The organism is Nonomuraea roseoviolacea subsp. carminata (genome assembly GCF_024172185.1).
In the GTDB taxonomy this organism is placed as follows: Bacteria; Actinomycetota; Actinomycetes; order Streptosporangiales; family Streptosporangiaceae; genus Nonomuraea; species Nonomuraea roseoviolacea.
The window spans coordinates 2,957,538-2,984,270 of record NZ_JAMZEC010000001.1; the positions used below are offsets into that span (position 1 = coordinate 2,957,538).

The following is a 26,733-nucleotide window of genomic DNA, read 5'->3' on the forward strand; positions in this document are numbered from 1 at the left end:
GCTGCGTGTGGTGTGGCACATCGAGGTGGCGGCCGGTCTGCGGTAGCGGACGTGGGCGGCGGGCGGGCCTGGTCCGGGTCAGGTCGCCCGCGTGTCCGCCGCCGGTACGCCGGGGCCTACAGTGCGCGCATCAGCAGGTGGCCGCGGCGGAAGCGTTCGCCCTCCAGAGGCTCGCGCAGCATCCGCCCCACCTCGACGAACCCCTCCTTGCCGGTCAGATCGGCCAGGTCGTCGATCGGCCATCGGTAGGCCGGGATGACCTTGTGGTCGAACTGCTGCACCGGGCCGCCCTCGGATTCGAAGAAGCCGAGCAGGAGGTGTCCACCCGGGGCCAGCACCCGGCGGAACTCGGCGAGGTACGGCGGCAGCTCCGGCGGGGGGATGTGGATGACGGAGTACCAGGAGAGCAGACCGCCCAGCTCGCCGTCGGCCACGTCGAGGTCGCCCATCGAACCGATCTCGAAGCGCAGGTCGGGGTGGTCTTTGCGGGCGATGTCGATCAGCGCGGGAGACAGGTCGACGCCGAAGGCGTCCAGCCCGAGGTCACGCAGGTGCGCCGTCATGTGCCCGGGACCGCAGCCGGCCTCGGCGACGCGCCGGGGTCCGGCGGCCCGTACGAGTTCGGCGAACGCGGCGAGTATCGCGCGATCCAGCGGCAGGCGGTCGAGCGAGTCCCGGGCGAGGTCGGCGTAGAGGTCGGCGACGGCGTCGTAGGCGTCCGCGGTCGCGGTCAGATAGGGGGAGGATTCGGCCACGGCGGACGACTGTAGTTCATCGGCCGGGGAAAGTCGTCGATCATCGACGCTCGTGCAGCAAGGCGAGGGTGAGCGGCGGCGCCGGCGGCAGGGGCGCGGCGTGCTCGGCCCGGAAGGACTGCAGCAGGTACGCCACCAGCCGCCGCGACCCCGCCTCGGCGGCCTCCCGCGCTCCGGCGGCGACGCCGCAGTTGGCCTTGAGCAACAGCGTCAGGTCGGCCAGGTCGAAGTCGGCGCGCAGCCGCCCCGCGGCCTTGGCCCGCCGCACCACCTCGGCGAAGCCCCGCTCGGCCCGCACCCGCGTACGCTCGTAGTCGATCGCGTCGGGGAACGCCGTCAGGAACGCCTCGGTGAACCCCAGATCGGCGACCTGCATCGCGCACACCTTCTCGATCGCCGAGCAGAACCCCCGCCACGGGTCCGGGTCGGCCAGTGCCTCGTCCACGACCGACGCGCACGCCGCCAGCTCGTCGCCGAAGACCTCCGTGATCAGCGTCTCCCGTGACGGGAAACGCCGGTAGAGCGTGGCCACGCCGACCCCGGCGCGCCGCGCGATGGCGGCCATGGGCACGTCGAGCCCCCGCGTGGCGAACGCCTCCCGCGCGGCTTCGAGGATGCGCGCGCGATTGTGCCGCGCGTCGGCCCGCAGCGCCGGCGCGGGCTCCATCCGAGGCTCCATCCGCGGCTCCAGAGGAGGCTTCATCTGAGACCCCATCTGAGAGGCATGACCAGGCATGTTTCTCACATTAACGTAAATGGACGGCCCTCTCCGGTTAGCCGGTTAGCGTCACCCCTATGGAGATGAATGCGACCGAGATGCGCGCCGTCCTGTTCGACCGGTACGGGCCCCCGGAAGTGCTGTACGTGGGCAAGACGCCCAAGCCGGTCCCCGGACCCGGCGAGGTGCTGGTGCGCGTGCACGCCGCCAGCGTGAACGGCGGCGAGCTGCACGGCCGGGCGGGCAGGCTGCGGCCCGTGACGGCGCTGATGCAGCGAGGCTTCCCGAAACGCATGGGGCTCGACTTCACCGGCGAGGTCGTCGCCCTGGGCCCCGACCCGGCCGAACCCGGCCCCCGGGTGGGCGACCGGGTGTGGGGCGTGCTGGACCGCACGTTCGGCAGTCTCGCCGAGTACCTGGCCGTCCGTCCCCGTCACCTGTCCCTCGTGCCGGCGGGCCTCGACCTGGTGGAGGCCGCGGCGCTCCCGGTGGGCACGACGGCGATCACGGCACTGCGCGACCTGGCGCGGCTGCGACCGGGCGAGCGCCTGCTCGTACGCGGCGGCAGCGGCGGCGTAGGCGTCGTGGCGGTGCAGCTCGGCAGGGCGCTCGGCGCCCACGTCACCGCCCTCGCCGGGGCCCGCAACCTCGACCTCGTCCGCGACCTCGGCGCCCATGAGGCCCATGACTACGCCGCCACGCGCCCCGCCGATCTGCCGCGGTTCGACGTGGTCATGGACACCGCCGGCACCGAGCTGGCCGCCTACCGGCGCCTCCTGACGCCGTCGGGCCGCATGGTGGCGATCGCCTTCGACGTCGACCGCCCCGCCGCGTCCCTGGCGTACATCGCCGCCTCCACCGTGTACGGCCGGCGGCGCGTGCGCTTCTTCAGCGGCCGGCCCACCCATCGCCTGTTCGCCGACCTCACCCGGTACGTGGAGATCGGGGCCGTCCGCCCGGTCGTGGACACCACGTACCCCCTGGAAGAGATCGCCCAGGCACACCGCGCCCTGGAGGCGGGCGGCGTCCGCGGCAAGATCATCGTCCGGGTCGTCTGAGAGCCAGGGGTCATCCGGCGGTCTTGGGGAAGGCCGCGCTCAGCGCGGAACCGCGGGTGACGAAGGCGACGCCGACGAGGGCCAGCGCGGACAGGCCCTGGAGCACGGCGTACCACGCCGGGCAGAGGCCGGGGATCAGGTCGACGCCGATGATCGCGATCGGCATGATGGTGGACAGGGTGCGCACCCGGTCGAAAGCCTTGGACGACCCCTCCGAAGCGCGGACGGTCATCCGGTGGAGCAGCGGGGCGATCGCGAGCAGGACGGCTCCCCGGATCCACATGAACGAGGTCGCCTCGTGGCCGGTGAACGCCATCACCGCGACCACCCCGAGGATGATGGCGCTGACGGCGCCGAAGAGCGTGACGCACTTCTTCACCGTGGCGAAGGCCTCCTGGGTGCGGGCGTCGCCGAGGTGCGCCGTCGTGGTCGTGCTGTCGCCGGCGTTCGCCATGATTCTTCTCCTCCGTGTCGTTGTGGTAGCGATGCTAGGCAGCGCCTGACCTGGCCCGATATGGAGTTGGCCGTACGGGTGGGTGGGGCCAGACCCACTCCCGCCCGCCGTGGCCCACGCCTCAGCCGCGCTCCAGTGCGGTGTCCAGCAGGCCGAGCGGAGGAGCACCGAGGTCGAACAGCGCGGTGTGGAACCCGCGCGGCGAGAACCCGGTGCCCCAACGCTCGCGCGCCCGGTCCCGCAGGTCGCGGATGGCCAGCTTGCCCCAGGCGTACCCGCCGCAGAGCGAGTCGAGCAGCAGCCGGTGCACCGCCCTGTCGGCGGGGCGCGCAGGGGCGGGCTGCCGTTAGCCTCTGGCGGCAGCGGCTCGTACACCCGTGCAGATGGAGGGAACGTGGACCGGCATCGCGGGATGTCCGAGACATCCGAACTGATCGACCTGCTGGGCGAGTGGAGTTCGGCCGAGGGGCCCCTGTACCGGCGGCTCACCGAGGCGTTCGTCCGAGCGGTGCGGTCGGGGGACCTGCGTACGGGTGACCGGTTGCCGTCCGAGCGGCGGCTCGCCGACGCGCTCTCGGTCAGCCGGGCGACGGTGGTCGCCGTCTACGACGCGCTGCGCGGCTCGGGCCTGGTCGAGACCCGTCGGGGCAGCAGCACGCGGGTGTCGGGAGCAGCCGCCGACCAGCGGACTCCGGCGGACGGCCGGGTACGGGGCGGCCAGGCCACCGCGGTGATCCGGGTGGCCGAGCTCGCCGCGGAACACGGCGTCCCCCTCCTCGAGGACAGCGCCCGCGCGGCGGCTCTCGCCCCCGGGCAGGCCCCGCCGCCGATCGCCGCGCACCATGCCGGAGGAACGGTGCTGACGGTGGGCTCGCTGGCCAAGGCGGTATGGGGCGGCCTGCGGATCGGGTGGATCCGCGCGCCGCGGGACGCCGTGACACGCCTGGCCCGGCTCAAGGCGCTCAGCGACCTCGGCAGCCCGCTCCTCGACCAGGCCCTCGCCGCCCGGCTGCTTCCCGAGCTCCCGGCGCTCGCGCCCGAGCGGGACCGCATCCGCCGTGAGCGGCTCGCCACCGTCACCCGGCTGCTGGCTGAGCGGCTTCCCGACTGGCGCTGGCGGGAACCACAGGGAGGCTCCGTGCTGTGGATCCGGCTTCCCCCGGGCACCGACGCACGGATCTACGCGCAGGTGGCACTGCGCCATGGCGCGGAGGTCGTCCCGGGCGCCACGATGGATCCGACCGGCGCCCACGACGACTACATCCGCCTCCCCTGCTCCTTCGCCCCGGACATCTCGGCGGAGCTGGTCAGTCGCCTCGCGACGGCCTGGGCCGCGCTGCCCCGGAGCGGTGGCCGCTGAGGCGGCTGGTGGTGCGGGCCGGGGCGCCGCTCTCGGAGACCCCGCCCGGCCCTTCCGTCACCAACGAGCGCGAGCCAGGACGCCGGCCAGTTCGGCATGGTTCCAACCGTCCACGACGAGGACCTTCTCCTTGGGGAGGTACCACACGCGCTGGACGAAGCGCTTGACCGTCTTCCCGGTCTTGAAGGAGTAGCACTCCCCCGCCCACTCCCTGTACTGGGCCTTACGCGTGCCCACCGGCCGGAACTCGTTCACCAGGGGCTTGGCCGACGGGAAGCGCTCAGCGTGGTTCAGGTCAGCAATGAACCGGCAAGGAACCTCGCCGGTTCCGGGCGCGAAGGGCCGGTCAGTGCGGTACCCCTTCATGTCACCCACGCCCTTGATCGTCTGGGCGCCCGCCAGCGTGAAGCTCCGGCACCATTCCACGTTCTTGCCGCACTTCTCGGTGGTGACCGTCAGCCAGTCATCGCCGGCGGTGAGATGACGCGGGGTCCATCCGCCGGGCACGGTCAGGGTCATGCCGCCGAAGGAGATCGTCTTGGTTCGCGCGGCAGCGGGAGCGGCGGGGGAGGCCGCGAGGAGTGTCGTCGCCACGGCCGCGGCCACCGTCATCGTCTTGATCATGCCGGATTAGAGTGCCGATCCCGCCGAGAAGTTGCGGCTCACATGCCGTCGCCGGCGGCGCCGTGGAGAACGCGGGAGCCGTTCAGATCTTCTTGTCGAGGAAGGCGAGCACGAGTTCGTTGTAGCGGTCCGGCTTCTCGGCCGGGACGATGTGCCCGGCCCCTTCGACGAAGGCGACCTCGGAGTCCTTGTTGCTCTCGGCGAGGGCGGCGCCGATGGCGTCCAGGGTCTCCTGGTCCATCACGACGCTCTTGTCCTCGGTGCCGTGCAGATACAGGGTCGGCTGGCTCGGCAGGCTGCCCCACAGACGGCCGTGCTCGGCGGCCCATTCCGGCGTGCCCATCTGCTTGGGCCCGAAGTTGGTCCGGTAGAGGTCCAGGGCCGCACGGAGGCGGGCGGGCTCGCCCAGGGCCTTGCGCATGCCGTCGATCTCCTCGGTGGCGTCGAAGCCGGGGGCGGTCCACTTGTCCTGCAGGCCCCGGCGCAGCCAGGCCATGTCGTCGGCGGCCAGGACGTCGGTGGCCAGGTCCATCTGGATGAACCAGAAGTGGTTGAGGTTCTCGATGCCCTCGAAGGTGGCGGCGTAGGCGCCGAAGAACCGCAGCGGCGGGACGTCGCTGACCACCAGCCGCGACCACCGCTCGGGGGCGGTGACGGCGGCGGACCAGGCCATGCCCGCCCCCCAGTCGTGCCCCACCAGGATCGCGTCGTCGCCGCCGCCCAGCTCCTGGTGCAGGGCGTTGACGTCGTCGACGAGGTCGCGCAGCAGCATGCTGCCGTCCGACGGGAGCGCGGTGGGGGCGAAGCCCCGCATGTTCGGGGCGACGGCCCGGTAGCCCGCCGCCGCGAGGGCCGGGATGAGGTGGCGGTAGGTGACGTCCCCGGACTCGGGGAAGCCGTGCAGCAGCAGGGCCAGCGGTCCCTCCCCCTCCTCGGCGTAGGAGAAGTCGATGCCGTTGGCGGTGATGCGCCCGTAGTTCATGGTGGTCTCCGTGCTGGTGAAGAAATGGATGACGCCGGGGATGGGCCCCTCCCGCGGCGTCACCGATCCTGCTTTCCGTGCAGCACTCCCGACAAGTACCTACTATTTTTTCAGGTACCTACCTTTTCTTCAGTATGGGAGGACGCAGGGTGAAGAAGCGCAGCTACTCGTGCGGACTGGACGCCGCCGTGGACGTGGTGGGCGGCAAGTGGAAGGCGCTGATCCTGTGGGCCCTGCATGAAGGCCCGCGCCGTTTCGGGGACCTGAGGAGGGGCGTGCCCGGCATCAGCGAGAAGTCGCTGATCATCCAGTTGCGCGAGATGGAGCACTGCGGCCTGGTGCACCGCGAGGTGTATCACCAGGTCCCGCCGAAGGTGGAGTACTCGCTGACCCCACTCGGGGAGTCACTCAACCAGGCCCTCATCCCCCTCGGCGAATGGGGTGAGAAGCACATGGAGACCATCGAGGCCATTCCCGCCGCCTGAGCGAACCGGAGATCTCCCGGCTCGCCACGACCGCCGGCCCCGTGGGTCGGCGGTCGTGGACGTCGAAGCCGTTACCGCTGGTCGGCCACCACGATGTCGTCGAGGTGGAGGGAGTTGCCGACGGCGCCGTTGGCGCTCCTGACCTCCAGCATGACGGTGGCGGTCGACGCGGGCGCGGTGAGCTGCGCGGTGAACTCCTGCCAGTTCGTGCTCAGGCCGTTGATCGGAACCTGATCGGTGCGCAGCAGTTGCTGATCGGAGTCGAACCAGAGCACGCTGACGGTCGCGGCGGAAATGCCGGCAGTGCCCTGCCTGGCCCACAGGCTGACCCGCTTGGCGCCCGGGGCGGCCGCGAATCCGGGCCAGTTGCCGAGCTGCACGCCCCATCCTCCGCCCGCGGTGACATCGATCTGCAACCCGTACGCGCCCGAGTGGGCTGCTCCGGCGGCTCTCTGCACGGAGCTGCCGTACCAGGCGGCCCACTTGCCGAGCGAACCTTCGAGCGTCGCGGTGTCGGCGTCGAGGGCGTTGGGCACGGGAGGCGGTTCCGTCGCGCCGTTGAGGGTGCTGCCCGCCTCCTGGTTGTAGGGGGCGGAGCGCCAGGCGTTCCACGAGATCGCCTCGCCCCAACCCTTCACGAACGTCCAGTCACCGACATAGGTGTTGTCGTGGAAGCTGTTGCCGCCGGTCAGCATGACGTTCTGCTGGATCTCGGCGACCGTGTACGGCATCCAGGGCAGGTTGTTCTCGCCCTGGGCGTACAGGGCCTGAACGCCGCAGTAGGTTCCGGCGCAGGGCACGTTCGCCTTGTTGAAGCGGAACTCGTTGTCGAACACCTTGACATTGCGCGAATGCCAGCGGCAGTCGCTGCGATAAGGCTCGTTCTTGATGGACGTGTAGCAGGGGTGGGTGGCGTTGATGGGGTGGAGATAGTCGTAGTCGTACGGCTTCGGAATGATCGTCGGGGCGACGAACGGCGTGCAGTAGGACTTGCTGGTGTTGCCGTTGGAATTGCAGAAGCGATTGGTGTTCTCGAAGATCGAGATGCCGGAGAAGTTGTCCTCGAAGTAATTGTCGTTGATATTGAGGTTCGTGCTGCCGCTCTTGGCGCTCGCGAGCCGGGCGTCACCGCCGGACTCCGAGACGTAGATCGCCGGCCCCGGCGAGCCGAGGTTCTCCTTGCCGCTCACCCACGCGTTCCGCTTGAAGACGTTGCGGGTGATGGTGGCGTTGTAGCTGATCTCGTACCAGAGACCGATGCTGTCGTTGTGCTCGATCCAGTTGCGGTCGAACAGGAAGTCGATGTTGTTGGTGTCGGCCCAGAGACCGACGCTCAGGTTGTCGTGCACGTAGTTCTCGGTGACGGTGGCGCCCTGGACGTCCCAGAACTTCACGCCGCCGGTGCAGCCGCACCCTTCGATCCGCGACTCCCAGTCGTCCTGGTTGTTGCCGGCGATCTCGTTGTTGTTCACGACGATGTTCTTGATCGCCGAGTCGCCCTCGACCTGATCCTTGAACATGCTGATGCCGTACTGGCCGTTGTCCTTCAGGCAGCTGTGGCGGATCGTGTTGCCGTCGCCGAGGAACACCGCCGCGCCGTCGTTGTCGTGCGCGTAGAGGTACTCCATCACCCAGCCGCTGGCTGAGTTGTGGTTGATGACGCCTTCGTTGTTGTTGTCCTTGCCGGTGCCGAAGTTGCGGACCTCCAGGTACGCGATGCGCACATTGGCCGCCCCGCCGGCGAAGGCGTAGAGATTGATGTTCTTGCCGTCCAGGACGGCGCCCGGAGCTCCGACGAAGACGCTGTCGCCGCCAGGAGTGATCTTGCTGTAGCTGCCGTCACCCAGAGTGTGCGTGCCCGGGGCGAACCAGTAGGTCTTGCCGGCCTGGCCGAAGTCGAATCCCTTGTTGTCGCCCGCCGGGACCACTATGGCGCCTGACGGCGCGCTGGCCGGTCCGCCTTTCCATGGCGCATTTTCGCAGACTCGTAAGGCGTCCGGTAATTCGGCGTACCAGCCGCCGGATGCGCGCTCCGCCGTGGTCGCCGCGCTTGCGGCCTGACCGACCAGGAGATTGGTAATGGTGACCACGGCGAGTAACGCGCCCACGACAACAGAATGTCGCATGGATTTTTCCGTTCTACCGGTGACGTTGTTGCGAGCGTAGAGTAGCGTCGAAGATCGCCCGCGCGTGGGCAAATCACGTCAAGGCGCCCGGTCAAGGCGGCGACGGCCGCCCTGACCTCGTGATCCAGCGACCGAAGATCGCACTCCGGGGAGACAGGCCGGGCGACGATGCAGGCGTCAGAGGCCCAGCGGCTCGCCGCCTCCGGGTGCCGGTTCGGCTCGACGTCCCGGCACCGCACTTCACTGACCGGGTCGAGCAGGCTCAACACCTCATCGCGAGCCGCGACCGCACGCCGGATCTCGCCGACGCGGACCGGGAGCTGCTCGGCGACACGTTGCGACGCCTGAGACGAGTGATCGGCGAGCGCGGCGACGGCGAGCAGTGGCTCAGCCAGATGCGAGCAGCGCTCGACGGCGAAGGGCTGGAGCGCCCTGACCGACCGAACCGACCGGAAGCCCGGAGATGAAAATCTGTAGTGGCCGCAGTAGACATTCGTGCTCAGCGGGGCTAATGTTTCTGTCAGCGCAAGAACGGATCTGCGGGGCGGCAAGAAGCAGGAGTGCACCACGACGAACGCCCCGCAACAGGATGAAGTCAAGGTTGATGGCAGAAGGTCGGACGTGACGGGCCAGCGCAGTGGTAAGGGGCCCAGATCGTGGACGCGCTGCCGACGGTGAAATCGGACAGTGGTCCGGATAGGGATGAAGGGAGCGTTGAACGCCATCAGGATCGCCCGGCGCCGGCTGAGTATCGCCGCTCGGGTACCGCAGTTCCACAGATAGGAAGGTGGTCTACGGTCACACATCCGCGATCCCCGCATCACCGTCGCGAAGCACGGCGAGTGCGGAAACAGTAAGCCGGCCAGACGGCCGGTAGATGGTGTTGAACCTCTTCGGGGCCCCGACGCGACAGGCGTCGGGGCCCCCTGTTCGCGTGATGAAGGGGATGCATGGATCAAGCCACTCCAGCCGGCGTCGACCAGCCCGCTCCCGACGGGGCCACAGGCAACGCCGAAGACCGGTTCGACGATGACGACTATCCCGCCTACAGCATGGGGGCGGCCGCGGAGATGCTCGGCGTCACCGCGGCGTTCCTGCGCGCTCTGGGCGCCGCCAAGCTGATCGAACCTCGACGCTCCAGCGGCGGCCACCGCCGCTACTCCCGCTACCAGCTACGCCTTGCCGCCAGAGCCCGTGAGCTCGTCGACCAGGGCACACCCGTCGAAGCCGCCTGTCGGATCATCATCCTGGAAGACCAGCTCGCCGAGGCGCTGCGCATCAACGAGGCTCGCGCCCGCCAGGCGGGACCCTGAATTCGTATCCGGTGTGTGGGCCGGCCGGCTGGTCACGAGGCGACTAATCCCGCAAGCCGCACACGCCCCACGTGGTCTCATGGTGCCCTGAGATCCACGTGCGGAGAGGTTGGCTGCCATGCTGATCCGGTTACTGGGGCCGGTGGAGGCCGAGCGCGCGGGACAGGCATGGCCGGTGCGCCCGCCCCAGGTCGCGCTCACGCTCGCCGCGCTGGCGTGGGAGGCCGGACGGGTGGTGCCGGTCGAGTCGCTGCTCGCCCGCGTGTGGGGTGAGGCCGCCCCGCCGGGCGCGCGGCGCACCCTCCAGACGGTGATCGCCCGGATCCGGCGGGACGTGCTGGCCGAGAGCGGCACCGTCGTCCAGCGGGTCGGCGGCTATCTGCTCGACGTGGACGAGTCCGCCGTGGACGTGCGCCGCTTCCGCGTCCTCGCCGAACAGGCCACGAGCGTGCCGGATCCCGCGGCGCCGCTGGGCGAGGCACTGGCGCTGTGGCGCGGCGACCCCCTGACCGGGCTGTCCGGCGAGTGGGCCGAGCGGGTCCGCCAGCGCCTGTGTGACGAACGCAAGGATGCCCTGCTGCGCTGGGCGCGGGCGATGACCGGCCGCGACGCCGCCGCCGTGGTGCGGGCGCTGGCGCCGCTGGCCGAGCAGTACCCGCTGGACGAGCTGGTGGCGGCGGCGCTGATCGAGGCGCTGCACGCGTGCGGGCGCACCGCCGAGGCACTGGCACACTTCGCGCACGTACGCCGGACGCTCGACGAGGAACTGGGCGTCGAGCCCGGCGCGTCCCTCCAGCAGACGCACCGGACGTTGCTGCGCTCCGGCGCCCCGCCCGAGCCCGCCGGCTTGGTCCCGGCGCAGCTGCCGGTCGGGCTGAGGTGCTTCGTCGGCAGGGCCGCCGAGTTCGACCGGCTGGCCGTGATCGCCTGCGGTGAGCGACCGGTCACCGCGACCGTCTGCGCCATCTCGGGACCGCCCGGGGTGGGCAAGTCGTCGCTCGCGCTGCGCTGGGCGCACCTGAACCGCGACCGCTTCCCCGACGGGCAGCTCTACGCCGATCTCAGCGGCGTGGACGCCGACGACGCGTCCGTGGTGCTGCCGCGCTTCCTCAGCGCGCTGGGAGTGCCGGAGGCGCGGGTGCCGTCCGGGTCGGAAGCGCAGATCGGGCTCTATCGCAGCCTGATGGCCGGTCGGCGGGTTCTCGTGGTGCTCGACGACGCGAGAGGGGCCGCCCAGGTCCGCCCGTTGCTGGCCACCGCGCCGGGATGCCTGACGCTGGTGACCAGTCGTGCCGAGCTGTCCGGGCTGGCGGTCACGGCCGGCGCGCACCTGCTGCGCCTGGACGTCCTGCCGGACGACGACGCGTACCACCTGCTGGTGACGTGGCTGGGTGAGGCGCGACCGGCGGCGGAACCGGAGGCGGCGGCGCTGATCATCCGGCGCTGCGGGCGGCTGCCGCTGGCGCTGGCGATCGTCGCGGCCCGGCTGGCGCAACGCCCTGAGCTGCCGCTGGCCGAGGCCGCCGCGGACCTGGAGCGGGCCGCGGCGGGCCTGGAACCGTTCGCCGACGACGACCCTGCGGTCGACCTGCGTGGTGTGTTCGGGCGCTCCTACCGCGACCTGCCCGCCGCCGCGGCCGGGCTGTTCCGCCGCCTCGGGCTGCACCCCGGGCCGCACCTGCCGCTGGCGGCGGCGGCGAGCCTGGCCGCCCTGCCCGTGGCCCGCGCCCGAGAGCTGGCCGTGCACCTCGACCGCGCCAACCTGGCCGAACTCCGCCCGCCCGCCCGCCTGCACCTGCACGACCTGCTCCGGGTGTACGCGGCCGAGCAGGGGCGCGTCGCCGGCGGCCGGGCGGCCCGGAGCGCGGCGACCCTTCGGCTGCTGGACTACTACCTGCACTCGGCGTGCGCCGCCAACTCCGTGTGCTACCCGCACCGCGACGACCTGCGTCCGGAGCCCCCCGCCCGGGGGGTCGCGGTCGAGCGGTTCGCCGGGGAGGCCGAGGCCCTGCGCTGGTACGCCGACGAGGTCGTGGCGCTGCCCGCGCTGCTGGCCGAGGCGGGCGCGGCCGGGCTGGACCGGCAGGCGTGGCAGCTCGCGTGGGCGTTCACGGAGTTCATGCAGCGGCGTGGCATGTGGGAGGAGATCCTGCGGGTCCAGGCGGTGGCGCTCGACGCCGCCCGGCGGCTCGGCGACCGGCTGGCCGAGGCCCGCTGCCACAACAGCGCCGCCCGCGCCCACTACCGGCTCGGCCGGCACCGCGAGGCGGTCGAGCACTTCGAGCAGGCCGCCGCGAGGCACCGCGACCTCGACGAACCGGTGCTGCACGGGCACGTCCTCCTGGGCCTGTGCGTCGCGCTGAGCCGGACGGACCCCGGCGAGGCGCTGGAGCGGGCGCTGCGCGCGCTGGCACTGTTCCGGAGCGCGGGCGACGCCGTCGGCGAGGCGCGGGCGCTCAACAACTCGGGCTGGCTGCGGGCCGAGGGCGGCGCGTACGACGAGGCGCTGGCCGACTGCCGCCGCGCACAGCGGCTCCTGGCCGACCTCGGGTACGCCCAGGGCGAGGGGCACGCGTGGGACAGCGTCGCCCACGTCCTGTGCCTCAAGGGCGACCACGAGGGGGCGGTGGCGGCTTTCGAGCGGGCGGCGGAGCTGCTGCGCGGCTGCGACGACCGGCACGCCGCCGCCGAGACGCTGGTCCGTCTGGGTGAGACGCATCTGGGGGCGGGCGACGTCGCCGCCGCGCTCGACGCCTGGAAGCAGGCGGCGGACTGCTACGACGCCGTCGGCGACGCGCGGGCGGCCGCCGTCCGGGACCGCATCGCCGTCGCGGGCGGCTGACGGAGCGGCGCGCGCGGACGGGCCGTTCGCATTTCGTTGACAAATCGCCCAGCCCTTTGGTCCAGGCTGCCACGAGCGCCGGAACTAACGAAGGGAAGGTTCGATGCGCGTTGTGACCAGGATGGCCGACCGGATTCTCGAACTGATGGCGCCGCACACGGTGGCCCGCGCCGCCGACTGCGGCTGGGAGTGCTGCGGCCCGATCAACGCCGGGAGGTACTGCTGCTACTACCCGAGCGGCAGGCGCTCCTGCGGCTCCTGCCAGACGTACATCTACTGCTCGTGATCGGCGCGGGCGCATCGCCCGGCCCAGCGAGATGAGCGCGCGCCCGGCGAGCGGGTCCCGCCCGCCGGGCGCGCGCCGCCGTAGCCCCGCCGACATGGAGGTGTCTTGTGTCCTATCTGATCGCCGTGGTGGCCCTCCTCTGCGCCCTGTGCCTGGTGCTGCTGCTGGTGACCCTCGGGCTGGTCCGGCGGATCCGGGAGCACACCAAGCTGCTGGACGCCCTGTACGAGCAGGTCGACCTCATGGGCCCGCTCCCGGCGGGCGCCGGCCCCGCCGTCGGCGACGTCGTCGCCGAGTTCGCCGCGACCACCGTGGACGGAGCCCCGGTGACCCGCGACCTCCTGCCCGACGGGACGGTCGTGGCGTTCCTGTCGCCGGACTGCGCGGGCTGCCACGAGCAGCTTCCCGAGCTGGCCTCCTGGGCGGCCGAGCAGGACAGGGAGCGGGTGCTGGCAGTGGTCGACGGCCGGTCCGGCGACCCCGGGAGCCTCGTGGCGACGCTGACGCCGGTGGCCCAGGTGGTCGTGGACGACGCGGCGGCGCCGGTCGGCTCGGCGTTCGGGGTGCGGTCGTACCCGACCTTCTTCCAGGTGGCGACCGGCGGGAGGCTGCTCGCCGTGGCGCCCCGGATCTCCCGGCTGCCCGCCGGATCGGCCGCGTGAGCGAGCGCGAGCCGATCAGCCGCGTGAGCGAGCGTGAGCCGCGGGTCACGGCGGCGGCCCTGGCACGCTGTGCCACCCGGGCCGCCGCGCTGGTGTGGCGGTCGGCGCCGCTCCACGTCCTCGGTTACCTGGCGGTCACGGTCGTCGGCGCCGCCGTCCCGGTCACCGTGGCCTGGCTGACCAAGGCCGTGCTGGACGGGGTGGCGCACCGGCAGACCGGGGCCTTGCTCGCCCCGGCGATCGCCATCGCCGTGGCCGGGACGGCCGCGGCGGCGGCCACACACGCCGGGCAGTACCTGCGCGCCGAGGTGGACCGGCGCGCGGCGCTCGACGCGAAGGACGAGCTGTTCGCGGCGGTGTCCCGCTTCACGGGGCTGGACAGGTTCGAGACCCCGGCCTTCCTCGACCGGCTGCGGCTGGCCCAGCAGAGCGCGAGCAACCCGGGCCGGCTGGTGGACACCGCGCTCTCGGCCGCGCGCAGCGCGGTGACCGTCACCGGCTTCGTCGCCTCTCTGGCTCTGGTCAACACCGCGTTCACCGCGCTGGTCCTGCTGTCGGCCCTACCCGCGCTGCTCATCGAGCTGCGGCTGTCGCGGCAACGGGCCGCGATGTTGTGGCGGATCGGGCCGGCCGAGCGCCGCGAGTTCTTCTACGCCCGGCTGATGTCCACGGTGGACGCCGCCAAGGAGATCCGCCTGTTCGACCTCGGCGCCTTCCTGCGGCTGCGCATGCTGACCGAGCTGCGCACCGCGAACGCCGCCCGCCGCCGCATGGACCGGCGGGAGCTCCTCGTCCAGGGCGGCCTGGCGGGGGCCTCGGCCGTCGTCGCCGGCGCCGGACTGGTGTGGGCGATCACGGCGGCCGGGCAGGGACGGCTCGGCGTCGGCGACGTGTCGATGTTCGCGGCGGCGCTGGCCGGCGTGCAGGCGGCGCTGAGCGGCCTGGTGGGGTCCGGGGTGATGGCGTACGAGCACCTGCTGACCTTCCACCACCACGTCGAGATCGTGGACGCCGCCCCGGAGCCGTCCCACCGCCCCGCCTCGTTGGCTCCGCTGCGGCGGGGCATCGAACTCCGTGACGTCTGGTTCCGCTACGGCCCCGACCATCCCTGGATCCTGCGCGGCGTCGACCTGTTCATCCCGTACGGGGAGACCGTCGCGCTGGTCGGCCGCAACGGCGCCGGCAAGAGCACGCTGGTGAAGCTGCTGTGCCGGTTCTACGACCCCACCCGCGGCACCATCCTGTGGGACGGCACCGACCTGCGCGACGTGCCGCCGGAGGCGCTGCGCGCCCGGATCGGCGCGACCTTCCAGGACTTCGTGTCGTACGAGCTGACGGCCACCGACAACATCGCGGTGGGCGACCTCCCCGCCGCGGCCGACCGGACGCGCATCGAGCGGGCGGCGCGGGACGCCGGCGTCCACGACACCCTGACGGCCCTGCCCCACGGCTACCGCACCCTGCTGAGCCGCGGATTTCCGCTGGAGGAGGAGGGCGAGGACGAGGAGGGCCCGGACTCCGGTGCGTCGCTCTCCGGTGCGTCGCTCTCCGGCGTGTCGCTCTCCGGCGGGCAGTGGCAGCGGCTGGCGCTCGCCCGGGCGTTCCTGCGCCGCGACCGGGACCTGATGATCCTCGACGAGCCCAGCTCCGGCCTGGACCCCGAGGCCGAGCACGAGGTGCACCGGCGCCTCGCCGAGCTGCGGTCCGGGCGCACCAGTGTCGTCGTCTCCCACCGGCTCGGCGCGGTCCGGGACGCCGGGCGCATCGTGGTGCTGGCCGACGGTGTCGTCATCGAGACGGGCACGCACGCGGGGCTGCTGGCCGCGGGCGGCACGTACGCGCGGCTGTTCGACCGGCAGGCGGCCGGGTACCGGGACGACGCGGAACCCGCGACGGCCGAGGCGACAGGACCGTCGCGGTGAGCGGGGCGGTGGCTCTCGTCGCCGGCCCCGGCCTCCTCGTGGCGTTTGTCGCCGTGATCGTCGGGGTGCGGCGGCGGTACCTGGTGGTGACCGTCCACGGCGAGAGCATGCTGCCGACGTACCGGCCGGGAGAGCGGGTGCTGGTCCGGCGGGCGCGGGCCGGCTCGCTGCGGACCGGGCAGGTCGTCGTCCTCAGGGAGCTCGTTCCCGACGGTCAGGCCGAGCCGAGGCCCCACTGGATCGTCAAGCGCGTCACCGCCCTGCCGGGCGACCCCGTCCCGCGCGACACCGTCCCCGCCCTGCGGGCCGCGGCCGGCACCCGGGTCCCGGCCGGCCACCTGGTCGTCCTGGGCGACAACCCTGACCGTTCGCACGACTCCCGCCACTCCGGCTATCTGACGACGGACCGCCTGTACGGGGTGGTCCTTCGCCGGCTCGGCTAGCCGGGCGGATCCTCTCGGGTCTCCGCCACGTCCACCATCGTCCGCGCGCCGAGCGGGAACACCGTTCGCACCAGCTCGGCGCCCGCGAGCGCGGCCTCGACGTGTCCCATGGAATTGAGCGCCTGTCCGCGCGAGCCGAGCGCGTAGCCGTGGCCGGGCACGAGGTCGAGGGCCCGGGTGAACTCCTCGACGGCTGCTTCGTGGCGCCCCGCCAGCCGATGCTCCTCCCCGCGTTCGGCCGCCTTCTCCGCCCTCTCCACCCTTGGGTCGGCGAGTCCCACAGCGCCCCCCGGAGAAGCGATCAGTTACCCCCAACGACTCCGCATGCGCGGCGAAAGTTCCGAGAAGCGACCACCTGGAGGGCGCAGGGTCACTTCGTCAGCACCCGGATCTGATCGGCCGGAGGAGCGGCCACGGCCGTATCGCCCCAGTGGGAAAAGGTGATCTCCGTCGGGGTCTTCGCGGTCAGTCTCAGCCGCACTGGCCGCCCCTGGCCGTCGAGCCAGAGCTCGTACGTGGCCCGCGCGCCGTACTCCGTGAGCAACTGGTCGCGCAGCCGCGTCCGTGCCGCCCTGTCGCCGGCCCGGACCAGGCCGTACTCGTCCTCGGTGTCCTGCATGAGCGGCAGCGGGTCGTACACCTCAAGGAACGCACCGAGATCCATCGCGTCGAGCGCCTCCCGCACGTCGATGGTGACCGTGTAATGGTCGAGCCCGCCATCGGATGCCGGGCCGCTCACTCGTCCTCTCGCTGCCAGCAGCGCGCACACCCGGTGGCCGTTCACCAGCGTCATGGCCTGGCCCGTCACCACGCCGATGCCCCACAGGTTGTACGGCTCGTGCTCTTCGGTGATCCTGTCCCAGCTCTTGCCGGGTGCCACCTCCTCCCCCTGCGTCTGCATGTACGACGCACCGCCCGTCCGGACGAGCCGCCCGCGCAAGCCCCCGCCCAGGTCGGCGGAGACGTCCTGGTCCTGCCCCTTGGTGACCACGGTCGCGCTCTGGATCCCCTTCTTCGCCACCCGCTTGACGTCCGGGCGAGCCCGCAGATACGTCTCGACATATCCCGCGACCTCGGGAGCGGTCTTCCCTCCCCAGCCGCAACCCGCCACCAGCAGCGCCAACACGGTGATCACCACATATCTCGGCACGCCGGGCATGCTCGCACAGCCGCGTGCAGAGCCCCCTGGGCAAGACGTGCAGAACTAGTGCGGAAAGACCCTGGCGGGCACATCGACCCAGTGATCGAGCCGTTCGGTCAGGATCCCTTGGCCTTGTGCGATCATGACGTTGACCTCAACCTCGGCCGGCGTCGCCGCGCGCCTTCCTAGGCTGACAGGCATGCGACTGCGCTGGATGACGAGCATGCTCGGTGCGGCCGCCGTCGCCGCGGCCTCCTGCGCTGCCCCGCCCACCCCCATGGCGGCGGCCCCCCAGCCCGTGTCGTCGCCGCGGCGGCAGCACCCACAGGTCTCCGAACGCGAATCCCCGACCGACGTCTACGCCCACGACAGGCCGGGGATGCTCGACCCGAAGGTCCGGAACGTGACCCCTCGCGTGTACGTCCCCAACAGCGAGTCGGGCACGGTGGACGTGATCAACCCGCGGACCTTCCAGGTCGTGCGCCACTTCCGGGTCGGCAGCCTGCCCCAGCACGTCGTGCCCTCCTGGGACCTCAGGACGCTGTGGGTCAACGAGAACAAGGGCAACAACCTCACCCCCATCGACCCGGTGACGGGCCGCCCCGGCAGGCCGGTGCCCGTGGACGACCCGTACAACCTGTACTTCACCCCCGACGGCTCGTACGCCCTGGTCATGGCCGAGCGCAACAACCGCCTCGACTTCCGCGACCCCCGCACGATGCGCCTGGTCCGCTCCCTCCCTCTGCCGTGCCGGGGCGTCAACCACGGCGACTTCACCGCCGACGGATCCGTGTTCCTGGCCAGCTGCGAGTTCTCCGGGCAGCTTGTGGCGATCGACTGGAAGCGTCCCCGCGTACGGAAAGTGATCAGCGTCGGGGCGGGGAACATGCCGCAGGACGTCAAGCTCTCGCCCGACGGCCGGGTCTTCTACGTCGCCGACATGATGGCCGGCGGCACCTGGATCATCGACGCCGCCGCCTTCCGGCGTCTGGGCTTCCTGCGCACCGGCAAGGGCGCGCACGGCCTGTACGTCAGCAGGGACTCGCGCTCCCTCTACGTCTCCAACCGGGACGAGGGGACCGTCTCCGTCGTCTCCTTCGCCGGCCGCAAGGTGGTCGACCGGTGGCGGATCCCGGGCGGCGGCTCACCCGACATGGGTGGGGTGTCGGCGGACGGCAAGCAGCTCTGGCTGTCCGGCAGGTATCACGGGGTCGTGTACGTCTTCTCCACCGGGACGGGCAAGCTGCTGCACACGATCAAGGTGGGCCGGGGACCGCACGGCCTGTGCTTCTTCCCCCAGCCCGGACGCTACTCCCTCGGCCACACCGGCGTGTTCCGATGACCGGTGTGGGCGGCGACGCACAGAAAGCCAGGACACCCGGAATTGAGTGACCTCGAGCCAGGAAAGGTGCATATGCGTCGTTCGTCTCCGCGCGGCGCGACGAGGTGCACGCCCGCGAGGAAGTGGTGGATCTCGTCCGTGGGGGAACTCCACGCCGGCAGGTCGGTGGAACGCTCCGGTTCGGGACTGTGAGTTACCGAAGGCTCGCTGCTGACATTCGTCCACCGACAGACCCGCTCACGGCCCTCGGGTACCTCTCGTGTCAATCATCGGCCACACAGACACGGACGAGGTCTCACCGACCGTAACGTGGTGGCTGCTCCCAGGTGGGGCAGGAGGGGAGATGACGGGCGTGGTCGAAGGTGAGCCGGACCTGCCGGACCCCGGGCGGATCCGTACTCGGCACGACTTCGCGCGGGAGCTGACGCTGCTGCGCGAACGGTCGGGGATGACCGTCCGGCAGGTGGCGGTCAAGATCGGCGTCGGCGGCGCGCACAGCACGATCGGCGACTGGTTCGCCGGGCGCGGGCTGCCGTCCACGGCCCTGCGCGACCTGCTGGTACGGCTCCTCAACGCGTGCGGCGCGGACGATCCCGACACAGTCGAACAGTGGTTACGCGCCTGGCTGCGGGTCCGGCGGGCACCTGGTCGCCGTCCGGTGGGGGCCGAGCCGTACAAGGGGCTGGCGAGCTTCGGGCCCGAGGACGCCGCCTGGTTCTTCGGGCGTGAGACGCTGACGAGCCTGCTGCTCGATCGGATCGACGGGCTGAGGGCGGCGGGCGGCGGGGTGCAGGTGGTCGTGGGGGCGTCCGGGGCGGGCAAGTCGTCCCTGCTGCGGGCCGGTCTGATCCCCGCCCTCTCGGCCGGACGGGTGCCGGGGGTGGCGCTGTGGCAGGAGCCGCTGCTCACCCCGGGCGCCCATCCGATGGGCGAGCTGGCCGCCCGGCTGACACCCGCCCGGCCGTCCGGCGCCGACGCGGCGAGTCTGGCCGCGGCTATGCGTCCTGCCCCGGACGATCCGACGCCCGTGCTGGTCGTCGACCAGTTCGAGGAGGTCTTCAGCGCGTGCGCCGACGAGGGCGAGCGGCAGGCGTTCATCGGCGCCCTGTGCTCGGCGGCCGACGCCGGCGCGCTGATCGTGGTGGGCCTGCGAGCCGACTTCTACGGCCGTATGCTCCGCCATCCGCGCCTGGTCGAGGCGGTGCAGGCGGGCCAGGTCGCGGTCGGCCCGATGAGCGAGGCCGAGCTGCGCGCGGCGATCGTCGAGCCCGCCCGCAAGGCGAAGCTGGAGTTGGAGGAGGGCCTGGTCGAGCTGCTGCTGCGCGACGTGGCGCCGCCCGGCGGGCAACGGGGCACCGCTCACGAGGCAGGGGTGTTGCCGCTGCTGTCACACGCCCTGTACGCCACCTGGTCCCGTGCCCAGGGCAGACGCCTGACGATCGGCGACTACCGCGAGGTCGGCGGGATCGACGGCGCCGTGGCGGCCAGCGCGGGCAAGGTCTACGACGAGCTCGGTCCGCGTGAGCGGGAACAGGCCCGCCGGCTGTTCCTCAGCCTGGTCCACGTAGCCTCCGACACCGCTGACACGCGCCGCCGGATGCCCACCGCCGAACTGCTCGCCGAGGGCGGGGACGGCGGGGACGACGGCGGGGACGACGGCGGGGACGAGGGCCGCGAGGACGTGCTCGACCGGTTCGTCGCGGCGCGGCTGATCACGGCCGACGTGGACACCGTGGAGATCAGCCACGAGGCGCTGCTGACCGCCTGGCCGCGGCTGCGCGCCTGGCTGGACGCGGACCGGGCGGGCCTGGTCGTGGGGCGGCGGCTGGCCGAGGCGGCCGCCACCTGGCACCGCGAGCACCGCGACCCGGCCGCGCTGTACCGGGGCGCCCGCCTGGCCGCCGCGCGGGAATGGATGGCCGGCACGACCACCGACGCCCATCTGAGCCCGTTGACCCGCGAGTTCCTCCACGCGTCCGTCGCGCGCGAGCTGGAGGAGCAGCGGGCCGCGCGCCGCGGCACCCGGCGGCTGCGCCGGCTGGTCGCCGGCCTGATCGTGCTGTTCGTCATCACGGCCGCGGCGGGCGCGGTCGCCGTCAGGAGCCAGCGCGAGACCCAGGAGCAACGCGACATGGCCCTCGCGGGCAACGCCGCCAAGGATGCCGCCGCCCTGCGCGCCGTCAACCCCGCGCTGGCGGCGCAGCTCAACCTGGCCGCCTACCGTCTCTCCCCTACGGCGGAAGCCCGCGGCGGCCTGCTCAGCGCCTTCGCCTCCCCTTACGCGACCCTGCTGACCGGGCAGGCCCTCGCCGTGTACGCCGCCGAGTTCAGCCCGGACGCGAGGCTCCTGGTCACCGCCGCGCTCGACGGCGTCGTCCGGCTGTACGACGTCGCCGACCGGCACCGGCCCGCAGCCGTCGCGACGCTGACCGGACACACGGGAGGCGTCACGGCGGCCGTGTTCGGCCCCGGCGGGCGCATGCTGGCCACCGCGAGCAGCGACCGCACCGTACGGCTGTGGGACCTGGCCGACCCGCGCCGCCCGCGCGCCGCCGCCGTCCTCACCGGTCACACCTCGGACGTCCGGCACGTCTCCTTCAGCCCCGACGGGCGCACGCTGGCCAGCGCGAGCTACGACGCGACCGTACGGCTCTGGGACGTGACCGACCCCTCCCACCCCGCCGTCCTGAGCGTCCTGACCGGCCGCCGCGACGCCGCGGGGCTGGTCGTGTTCTCGCCCGACGGCCGCACCCTCGTCACCCACGGTCCCGGGCACTCCCTGCGTCTGTGGGACGTGACCGACCGGCGTCGCCCCCACGCACTGGCGCGCCTCGCCGGGCACACCGACCGGGTGCTGTCGGCGGCGTTCGATCCGAGCGGGCGCCTGCTCGCCACCGGCGGCTTCGACGCCGGCGTGCGACTCTGGGACGTCTCCGACCCCCGCCACCCCGGCCGGCCGGTGATCCTGGCCGGGCATCGCAACGGCGTCGTCTCCCTGGCCTTCAGCGCCGATGCCCGCCTGCTGGCCAGCGGCAGCTACGACACCACGGTACGGCTGTGGGACGTCGCCGACCCAGGCGCCCCGGCCTCCCCGGTCACCCTCGAAGGGCATGCCGGCACCGTCTACACCGTGTCGTTCAGCCGCGACGGTCGCACGCTCGTCAGCGGCGGCCAGGACAACACGGTCCGCCTGTGGGACCTGCCGGGCCACGTGATCGGCGGCCACGACGGCGGCGTGAACGCGGTGGCGTTCGCCCCCGCAGGACGCCTCCTCGGCGTCGGCGGGCATCCCACAGCGGAGCTGTGGGACGTGGCCGACCTCGCTCACCCGGTCCGGCTGGCCACGCTGCGCGGCCACACCGACATCGTGAGCTGGCTGGCGTTCCGGCCGGACGGCCGCGTGCTGGCCACCGCGAGCCTCGACTCCACCGTCCGGCTGTGGGACATCTCCGTCCCCGCCGGTCCCTTCCTGCTGGCCACGCTGCGCGGCCACACGTCCAACGTCTTCTCGGCGATGTTCAGTCCCGACGGCCGCACGCTCGCCACGGCGGGGGACGACTCCACCGCCCGCCTGTGGGACGTGACCGACCCGCGCCGCCCCCGCCAGGTCGCCTCGATCACCGGTCACGCCGCGCCGGTCATCTCGGCGGTCTTCGGCCCCTCGGGGCGCGTCCTCGCCACGGCCAGCGCCGACCACACCGCCCGGCTGTGGGACGTGACCGACCCGAGCCGGCCCACGCCGCTGTCCGTCCTCACCGGCCACACCAGCAACGTCTTCAGGGCGCTGTTCAGCCCCGACGGCCGAACGCTCGCCACCGCCGGCGCCGACCACACCGCCCGCCTGTGGGACGTGACTGCTCCGGACCACCCCGTCCCGCTCGCCGTGCTCGCCGGGCACACCAGCAACATCAACGGGCTGGCCTTCACCCGCGACGGCCACACCCTGGCCACGGCTGGAGCCGACCGCGTCCTGCGGATCTGGGACGTGACCGAGCCACGCGCCCCGGGCCCGCCGGTCACCCTGAGCGGGCACACCGACGTGCTCAACGCCGTGGCCGCGGCCCCTGACGGGCGCACGTTCGTCACCGGCGCCGACGACTCCACGGTACGGATCTGGGACCTCGATCCCGGCCGCGTCGCCGCCCAGGTGTGCGCGCTCGCCCACCCGCGCATCACGTCCGCCGAATGGGCGCGCTACCTGCCGGGACCGGCGTTCCGGCCGCCCTGCCCGGATCCCGGGCGTTCGACGGTCACCCGCTGACAAGGCGGCAAGTGACGGGTCATGCCTCGACTCGCCACACGGTGATCTCGACGCTCGGCCGGTTGCCCGGCCGAGCGTCTCGCCGTCCTCGTCACGTCGCCCCCGGGCGGGGCCGCGCCCTGCCTACGAGATCTGGCGCGCGAACTGGGTCAACGCCCCCCGATCGTGCACGCCCAGGCTGTAGAGCACCCGCGAGCCAGGCGCGAGGAGCGGGCCGGCGTGGTTCATCACGCCCGTCGGGCCGATCTCCCTGCACATGGCGGGCAGTCCCTCTCCCGCGCACCCCGCGTAGGTGAGGTCGCCGTTGGAGGAACGGCGCAGGTGGGTGGCCGCGCCCCACGCGAACGCCGGCCCCTGCGTGCTGCCGTAGACGCTCCCGCCGTCGGCGGAGACGGCCACGTCCACGTACGCCCCCCTGGGCCCGTCGGCCCGGCACCCTGCCGCCACGCCGATGCACCCCGCGTAGGCGAGGTCCCCGCTGCTCGTGAGGCGACGCAGGTGGCTGACGCCGCCCGGACCGGAGACGTACAGGCTGTCGCCGGCCGCCGTGACGGCGCCCCTGGTGATGCCGCCCAGGCCGCTGGTGGCGGGTACGTTGCAGCCGCTCGTGCCCGTCTGGGAGACGCAGCCCGCCTCCGTCAGCGAACCGGTGGCCAGGTCCCGGCGGAAATGCGTCACCGAGCCGGGGCTCCTGGCCACGACGTAGAGGCTGCGCCCGTCGCCGCTCAGCACGGCGTCGCCCGAGGCGGTCATGACGCCGGTACGGCTGATCGCGGTACAGCCGGGCATCGCCTCGCCGATGCAGCCACGGAAGGTCAGGCGGCCGGTGGGGTCGTCACGGTGCAGGTGGTAGACCGCGCCCTTGCCGGATCCGGCCGCGTACAGGTACAGGTCGCGGCCGTCGGCGGTCGCGGTCAGCGCGTGGTCGGCGGTGGACCAGGGGGTGAGTCCGGGCAGGACGTCGACGTCGCCGCAGTTGAAGTCCCAGGCGCAGAAGTCGGTGTCGAGGTCGCCGTTGGTCTTCGTCTTGAACCCGACCACGGCCGCGGGGGTGGAGACGTACACGTGGATGCCGACGGCCACCACCGAACTGGCTCCGTACAGGCGGTCGGGGAGCGTCACGCCGCCCACCTTCGTCGGCCGGCAGCCCGTGACGCCGCCCATGCAGTCGACGTAGGTCAGCGTGTCGTCCGCGGCCCGGCGGAAGGAGGAGATCGCCGGCATGGCCGTGCCGCTCCCCCCGTCGCCACCGGCCACGACGTAGACGGTGTCGCCGGTGGGGCGCATCGTCGCCGCCGACGCCCAGTCGAGCGGGTTGACCGGGCCGATGTTTACGGTTCCGGGCACGTTGTAGGAGATGGTCCGGACAAAGCCGATATCGCCCACCGCGGCCCGCGCGCCGGTGGGAAGCGCCAGAACCAGTGCCAGTGCCGCGGCGACTCCCGCGACCCAACGTGATGTACGGCTGACTGCCAGCACGTGTGCTCCTTTCGTCAGACCGACGATCAGCGAGGCACTGGCCGACAGGGAACGCCTCCGGAGTTATCCGGACAAGACCGTACAGGGGAGCGCGCACGCGGGGATGGCCCCGATACCAGCCAGGGAGTCCGGCCGCACCGCGCTTGGGCGATCGGACGAACGGCGCGCCGCTCTTCGGACCGCAGGACGAACCCCGCGCCCGCCCGCCTGTCATACGGTCGCGGTGACCACGGATCGGAGAGGTGTCAACGTGTCCGTCGAGCTCCATCGACGCGCTGTCGTCGCGGATGCCCACAACGACCTGCTGATGGCGGTCGTCGAACGCCCGCCGTCGCGCTGGGCCGCGTTCTTCGCCGAGCGGTGGCTGCCGCAGCTCCGCGACGGCGGGGTGGACCTCCAGGTGCTGCCCGTCTTCGTCGACGACCGCCTGCGCCCGGAGGGCGCGCTCCGCCAGACGCTGCGCATGATCGAGTGCGCGCACGTCGTGGCGGAGGGCAACGCCGGGGCGGTACGGCTCTGCGTGGACGGCGCGCAGATCGACCGGGCCCTCGCTGAGGACCGGATCGCCCTGGTGCTGGCGCTGGAGAGCATGCCCGGCCTGGACGCCTCCGTCGAGCTGCTGCCCACCCTGTACCGGCTGGGCGTGCGCATCGGCTCGATCGCCCACTGGGGCCGCACGCCCCTGGCCGACGGCAGCGGCGAGGACGCCACCGGCGGGCGGCTCACCCGGGCGGGCGTGGCGGTGGTGCGGGAGATGGAACGGCTCGGCATGCTGTTCGACGTCTCCCACCTGGGCGTACGGGGAGTGGAGCACGTCCTGGAGCTGGCCACCCGCCCCGTGCTGGCCACCCACTCCTCGGCGCGGGCGCTGCGCGACCACCACCGCAACCTCACCGACGACCAGCTCCGAGCCATCGCCGCGACCGGCGGCGTGGTGTGCGTCAACTTCTTCCCGCCGTTCCTGGCGGCGGACCCGGCCGGGTACACGGTGGACCGGCTGGCGGACCACCTCGCGCACGTCGCCGATGTCGCCGGGATCGAGCATGTGGGGCTGGGGCCGGACTTCGTCCACGAGGTGCTGCACGACGTCACGCCCCCGTGCTGCGAGGACCTCGGCTACGGCGACATCGACCCCTTGGCAGCCCTGCCCGGACTCACCGGCCCCCGCGGCCTGCCCCTCGTCACCGAGGCACTGCTCGCGCGCGGCTTCGGCGCGGACGACGTCGTGCGCGTGCTGGGCGGCAACGTGCTGCGGCTGCTGCGCGCCGAGCTGGGACGGCCCCGATGAACACGGGCCCGGCTGACACGGACGCGGCGAACACGGCCCCGAGGAACACGGACCGGATCAGCGTGGACGCCATGCTGGACGACCTCGGCGAGTTGGTCTGCTGCGAGTCGTTCCCGGCCGACCACGAGGCAGTGGCCCGCAGCGCGAAGGCGGTCGCCGATCAGGGCCGCAGGCTGCTCGGCACCGCTCCCGAGACGCTCGTGCTGGACGGGGTCACCCACCTTCGGTGGACGTTCGGCACCCCTCGGGTGCTGCTGCTCGGCCACCACGACACGGTATGGCCCGTCGGCACGCTGCGGACCCGCCCCTGGTCGGTGGCCGGTGGGATCGCCCGCGGGCCGGGGGTGTTCGACATGAAGGCGGGCCTGGTCCAGTTGTTCCACGCGCTGGCCGCGCTGCCGTCGCCCGACGGCGTGTGCGTGCTGGTCACCGGGGACGAGGAGGTCGGCTCGACGTCCTCGCGCGCGCTGGTGGAGGAGTCGGCGCGCGGCCTCGCGGCCACGTTCGTGCTGGAGGCGAGCGCCGACGGCGGCGCGCTCAAGACGGCGCGCAAGGGCGCCTCGCTGTACGAGCTGGTGGTACGCGGGCGGGCCGCGCACGCGGGCCTCGACCCGGACAAGGGCGTGAACGCCGTCGTGGAGCTCGCCCGCCAGATCCCCGAGATCGCCGCTGTCGCCGGCCGGGTGGACTCCGAGACGGGGCAGCCGGGGACCACCGTGACGCCGACGACGGTGACGGCCGGGACCACGGTCAACACGGTGCCGGCGCTGGCCAGGCTGTGGGTGGACGTCCGGGTGCCGACGCCCGCCGCGCAGCGGCGGGTGGACGAGCTGATGCGGGCTTTGTCCCCCCGGCTCACCGGGAGCGCGCTGGAGGTGCTGGGCGGTCCGAACCGCCCGCCCCTGGAGCCCGACTCGTCCGCCGGGCTGTTCACGCTGGCCCGGCAGGTCGCCGCCGGGCTCGGTCTGACACCGCCGTCCGGCGCCGCCGTGGGCGGCGCCTCCGACGGCAACTTCACCGCCGGCGTGGGCTGTCCCACGCTGGACGGGCTCGGCGCGGTGGGCGGCGGCGCCCACGCCGACGACGAGCACGTGGTCGTGGCCGAGCTGCCGCGCCGGGCCGAGCTGCTGGCGGGCCTGGTCGCGGCCGTGCTCGCCCGGGGATGAGCGGGCCGGGGATGAACGGGGCGGGA

24 protein-coding genes are annotated in these 26,733 nt (G+C 72.6%); 14 read left to right on the forward strand and 10 right to left on the reverse strand.

The features are described from left to right. Positions 1-116: 116 nt before the first annotated feature. Both HD595_RS13660 and HD595_RS13665 read right to left on the reverse strand, forming a co-directional pair. Complete coding sequence (locus HD595_RS13660) at positions 117-755, reverse strand: class I SAM-dependent methyltransferase (RefSeq protein ID WP_253768955.1); 639 nt, start codon at positions 753-755, stop codon at positions 117-119. Positions 756-795: 40 nt separating this feature from the next. Next, positions 796-1,422: a TetR/AcrR family transcriptional regulator gene (locus HD595_RS13665; RefSeq protein WP_253768957.1), complete on the reverse strand. Its 627-nt coding sequence runs from the start codon at positions 1,420-1,422 to the stop codon at positions 796-798. A 149-nt stretch (positions 1,423-1,571) separates the two neighbouring features. On the opposite strand from HD595_RS13665, the gene HD595_RS13670 reads away from it, so the two are divergent. Then, the gene (locus HD595_RS13670; protein WP_425566639.1) at positions 1,572-2,531 is read left to right on the forward strand and encodes an NAD(P)-dependent alcohol dehydrogenase; all 960 of its coding nucleotides are present in this window, start codon (positions 1,572-1,574) and stop codon (positions 2,529-2,531) included. A gap of 10 nt (positions 2,532-2,541) precedes the next feature. On the opposite strand, the gene HD595_RS13675 is transcribed toward HD595_RS13670, so the two are convergent. After that, entirely contained in the window at positions 2,542-2,985 is a 444-nt protein-coding gene (locus HD595_RS13675; protein ID WP_253768959.1) for a hypothetical protein, read from the reverse strand. Positions 2,986-3,106: 121 nt separating this feature from the next. Next, complete coding sequence (locus HD595_RS13680; protein ID WP_420540705.1) at positions 3,107-3,295, reverse strand: DUF885 family protein; 189 nt, start codon at positions 3,293-3,295, stop codon at positions 3,107-3,109. Positions 3,296-3,397: 102 nt separating this feature from the next. Here HD595_RS13680 and HD595_RS13685 point away from each other — a divergent pair, with 102 nt between their 5' ends. Next, complete coding sequence (locus HD595_RS13685; RefSeq protein WP_253768961.1) at positions 3,398-4,345, forward strand: aminotransferase class I/II-fold pyridoxal phosphate-dependent enzyme; 948 nt, start codon at positions 3,398-3,400, stop codon at positions 4,343-4,345. Positions 4,346-4,402: 57 nt separating this feature from the next. Here the strand turns inward: HD595_RS13685 and HD595_RS13690 are convergent, their stop codons facing one another. Together HD595_RS13690 and HD595_RS13695 are read right to left on the reverse strand one after the other, a co-directional pair. Next, positions 4,403-4,969: a hypothetical protein gene (locus HD595_RS13690; RefSeq protein ID WP_253768963.1), complete on the reverse strand. Its 567-nt coding sequence runs from the start codon at positions 4,967-4,969 to the stop codon at positions 4,403-4,405. Positions 4,970-5,051: 82 nt separating this feature from the next. Then, a complete protein-coding gene (locus HD595_RS13695; protein ID WP_253768965.1) occupies positions 5,052-6,014 on the reverse strand; it encodes an alpha/beta fold hydrolase in 963 nt (320 codons plus the stop codon). 71 nt (positions 6,015-6,085) lie between these two features. Between HD595_RS13695 and HD595_RS13700 the strand changes: the two genes are divergently transcribed. Further along, the gene (locus HD595_RS13700; RefSeq protein WP_253768967.1) at positions 6,086-6,436 is read left to right on the forward strand and encodes a winged helix-turn-helix transcriptional regulator; all 351 of its coding nucleotides are present in this window, start codon (positions 6,086-6,088) and stop codon (positions 6,434-6,436) included. Positions 6,437-6,507: 71 nt separating this feature from the next. On the opposite strand, the gene HD595_RS13705 is transcribed toward HD595_RS13700, so the two are convergent. Then, positions 6,508-8,544, reverse strand: coding sequence for a right-handed parallel beta-helix repeat-containing protein (locus HD595_RS13705; protein WP_253768969.1), 2,037 nt, complete (start codon positions 8,542-8,544; stop codon positions 6,508-6,510). Between the two features lie 224 nt (positions 8,545-8,768). Here HD595_RS13705 and HD595_RS13710 point away from each other — a divergent pair, with 224 nt between their 5' ends. The 7 genes from HD595_RS13710 to HD595_RS13740 all read left to right on the forward strand — a co-directional run bounded on the left by HD595_RS13710 (position 8,769) and on the right by HD595_RS13740 (position 16,030). After that, a complete protein-coding gene (locus HD595_RS13710) occupies positions 8,769-9,029 on the forward strand; it encodes a hypothetical protein (RefSeq protein ID WP_253768971.1) in 261 nt (86 codons plus the stop codon). Positions 9,030-9,614: 585 nt separating this feature from the next. After that, positions 9,615-9,875 (forward strand): helix-turn-helix domain-containing protein, encoded by a 261-nt coding sequence (locus HD595_RS13715; protein WP_253781151.1) that lies wholly within the window; start codon positions 9,615-9,617, stop codon positions 9,873-9,875. A 118-nt stretch (positions 9,876-9,993) separates the two neighbouring features. After that, positions 9,994-12,717, forward strand: a complete 2,724-nt coding sequence (locus HD595_RS13720; RefSeq protein WP_253768973.1) for an AfsR/SARP family transcriptional regulator — start codon at positions 9,994-9,996, stop codon at positions 12,715-12,717. A gap of 103 nt (positions 12,718-12,820) precedes the next feature. Next, positions 12,821-13,003 (forward strand): hypothetical protein, encoded by a 183-nt coding sequence (locus tag HD595_RS13725; protein ID WP_253768975.1) that lies wholly within the window; start codon positions 12,821-12,823, stop codon positions 13,001-13,003. A gap of 107 nt (positions 13,004-13,110) precedes the next feature. Next, positions 13,111-13,665, forward strand: coding sequence for a TlpA family protein disulfide reductase (locus tag HD595_RS13730; RefSeq protein WP_253768977.1), 555 nt, complete (start codon positions 13,111-13,113; stop codon positions 13,663-13,665). Further along, the gene (locus HD595_RS13735) at positions 13,662-15,587 is read left to right on the forward strand and encodes an ABC transporter ATP-binding protein (protein WP_253768979.1); all 1,926 of its coding nucleotides are present in this window, start codon (positions 13,662-13,664) and stop codon (positions 15,585-15,587) included. The genes HD595_RS13730 and HD595_RS13735 overlap by 4 nt, the downstream gene beginning before the upstream one ends. Further along, positions 15,584-16,030 (forward strand): S26 family signal peptidase, encoded by a 447-nt coding sequence (locus HD595_RS13740; RefSeq protein WP_253768981.1) that lies wholly within the window; start codon positions 15,584-15,586, stop codon positions 16,028-16,030. The genes HD595_RS13735 and HD595_RS13740 overlap by 4 nt, the downstream gene beginning before the upstream one ends. Here HD595_RS13740 and HD595_RS13745 read toward each other — a convergent pair. Beyond that, on the reverse strand, positions 16,027-16,290 hold the full coding sequence (locus HD595_RS13745; RefSeq protein ID WP_253768983.1) for a tetratricopeptide repeat protein: 264 nt from the start codon (positions 16,288-16,290) through the stop codon (positions 16,027-16,029). The genes HD595_RS13740 and HD595_RS13745 overlap by 4 nt on opposite strands. Positions 16,291-16,400: 110 nt before the next feature. Then, positions 16,401-17,180, reverse strand: a complete 780-nt coding sequence (locus HD595_RS13750; RefSeq protein ID WP_253768985.1) for a hypothetical protein — start codon at positions 17,178-17,180, stop codon at positions 16,401-16,403. A 190-nt stretch (positions 17,181-17,370) separates the two neighbouring features. Between HD595_RS13750 and HD595_RS13755 the strand changes: the two genes are divergently transcribed. Further along, on the forward strand, positions 17,371-18,513 hold the full coding sequence (locus tag HD595_RS13755; protein WP_253768987.1) for a YncE family protein: 1,143 nt from the start codon (positions 17,371-17,373) through the stop codon (positions 18,511-18,513). A 343-nt stretch (positions 18,514-18,856) separates the two neighbouring features. After that, positions 18,857-22,774 carry an nSTAND1 domain-containing NTPase gene (locus HD595_RS13760; RefSeq protein WP_253768989.1) on the forward strand — a complete coding sequence of 1,306 codons (3,918 nt, stop codon included), beginning with the start codon at positions 18,857-18,859 and terminating at the stop codon, positions 22,772-22,774. 123 nt (positions 22,775-22,897) lie between these two features. Here HD595_RS13760 and HD595_RS13765 read toward each other — a convergent pair whose 3' ends face one another. Continuing rightward, on the reverse strand, positions 22,898-24,121 hold the full coding sequence (locus tag HD595_RS13765) for a lactonase family protein (RefSeq protein ID WP_253768991.1): 1,224 nt from the start codon (positions 24,119-24,121) through the stop codon (positions 22,898-22,900). A 382-nt stretch (positions 24,122-24,503) separates the two neighbouring features. Between HD595_RS13765 and HD595_RS13770 the strand changes: the two genes are divergently transcribed. Both HD595_RS13770 and HD595_RS13775 read left to right on the forward strand, forming a co-directional pair. Continuing rightward, positions 24,504-25,541, forward strand: coding sequence for a dipeptidase (locus HD595_RS13770; RefSeq protein ID WP_253768993.1), 1,038 nt, complete (start codon positions 24,504-24,506; stop codon positions 25,539-25,541). Beyond that, complete coding sequence (locus HD595_RS13775) at positions 25,538-26,707, forward strand: M20/M25/M40 family metallo-hydrolase (RefSeq protein WP_253768995.1); 1,170 nt, start codon at positions 25,538-25,540, stop codon at positions 26,705-26,707. The genes HD595_RS13770 and HD595_RS13775 overlap by 4 nt, the downstream gene beginning before the upstream one ends. The last annotated feature ends 26 nt before the right edge of the window (positions 26,708-26,733 follow it).

Excerpts from the sequence above, each read along its gene's own strand:
- HD595_RS13665 (WP_253768957.1), bottom strand. The coding sequence starts at position 1,422 with ATGGAGCCCGCGCCGGCGCTGCGGGCCGACGCGCGGCACAATCGCGCG.
- HD595_RS13670 (WP_425566639.1), top strand. The coding sequence starts at position 1,572 with ATGCGCGCCGTCCTGTTCGACCGGTACGGGCCCCCGGAAGTGCTGTAC.
- HD595_RS13675 (WP_253768959.1), bottom strand. The coding sequence starts at position 2,985 with ATGGCGAACGCCGGCGACAGCACGACCACGACGGCGCACCTCGGCGAC.
- HD595_RS13685 (WP_253768961.1), top strand. The coding sequence starts at position 3,398 with ATGTCCGAGACATCCGAACTGATCGACCTGCTGGGCGAGTGGAGTTCG.
- HD595_RS13690 (WP_253768963.1), bottom strand. The coding sequence starts at position 4,969 with ATGATCAAGACGATGACGGTGGCCGCGGCCGTGGCGACGACACTCCTC.
- HD595_RS13700 (WP_253768967.1), top strand. The coding sequence starts at position 6,086 with ATGGGAGGACGCAGGGTGAAGAAGCGCAGCTACTCGTGCGGACTGGAC.
- HD595_RS13715 (WP_253781151.1), top strand. The coding sequence starts at position 9,615 with ATGGGGGCGGCCGCGGAGATGCTCGGCGTCACCGCGGCGTTCCTGCGC.
- HD595_RS13720 (WP_253768973.1), top strand. The coding sequence starts at position 9,994 with ATGCTGATCCGGTTACTGGGGCCGGTGGAGGCCGAGCGCGCGGGACAG.
- HD595_RS13725 (WP_253768975.1), top strand. The coding sequence starts at position 12,821 with ATGCGCGTTGTGACCAGGATGGCCGACCGGATTCTCGAACTGATGGCG.
- HD595_RS13755 (WP_253768987.1), top strand. The coding sequence starts at position 17,371 with ATGCGACTGCGCTGGATGACGAGCATGCTCGGTGCGGCCGCCGTCGCC.
- HD595_RS13760 (WP_253768989.1), top strand. The coding sequence starts at position 18,857 with ATGACGGGCGTGGTCGAAGGTGAGCCGGACCTGCCGGACCCCGGGCGG.
- HD595_RS13775 (WP_253768995.1), top strand. The coding sequence starts at position 25,538 with ATGAACACGGGCCCGGCTGACACGGACGCGGCGAACACGGCCCCGAGG.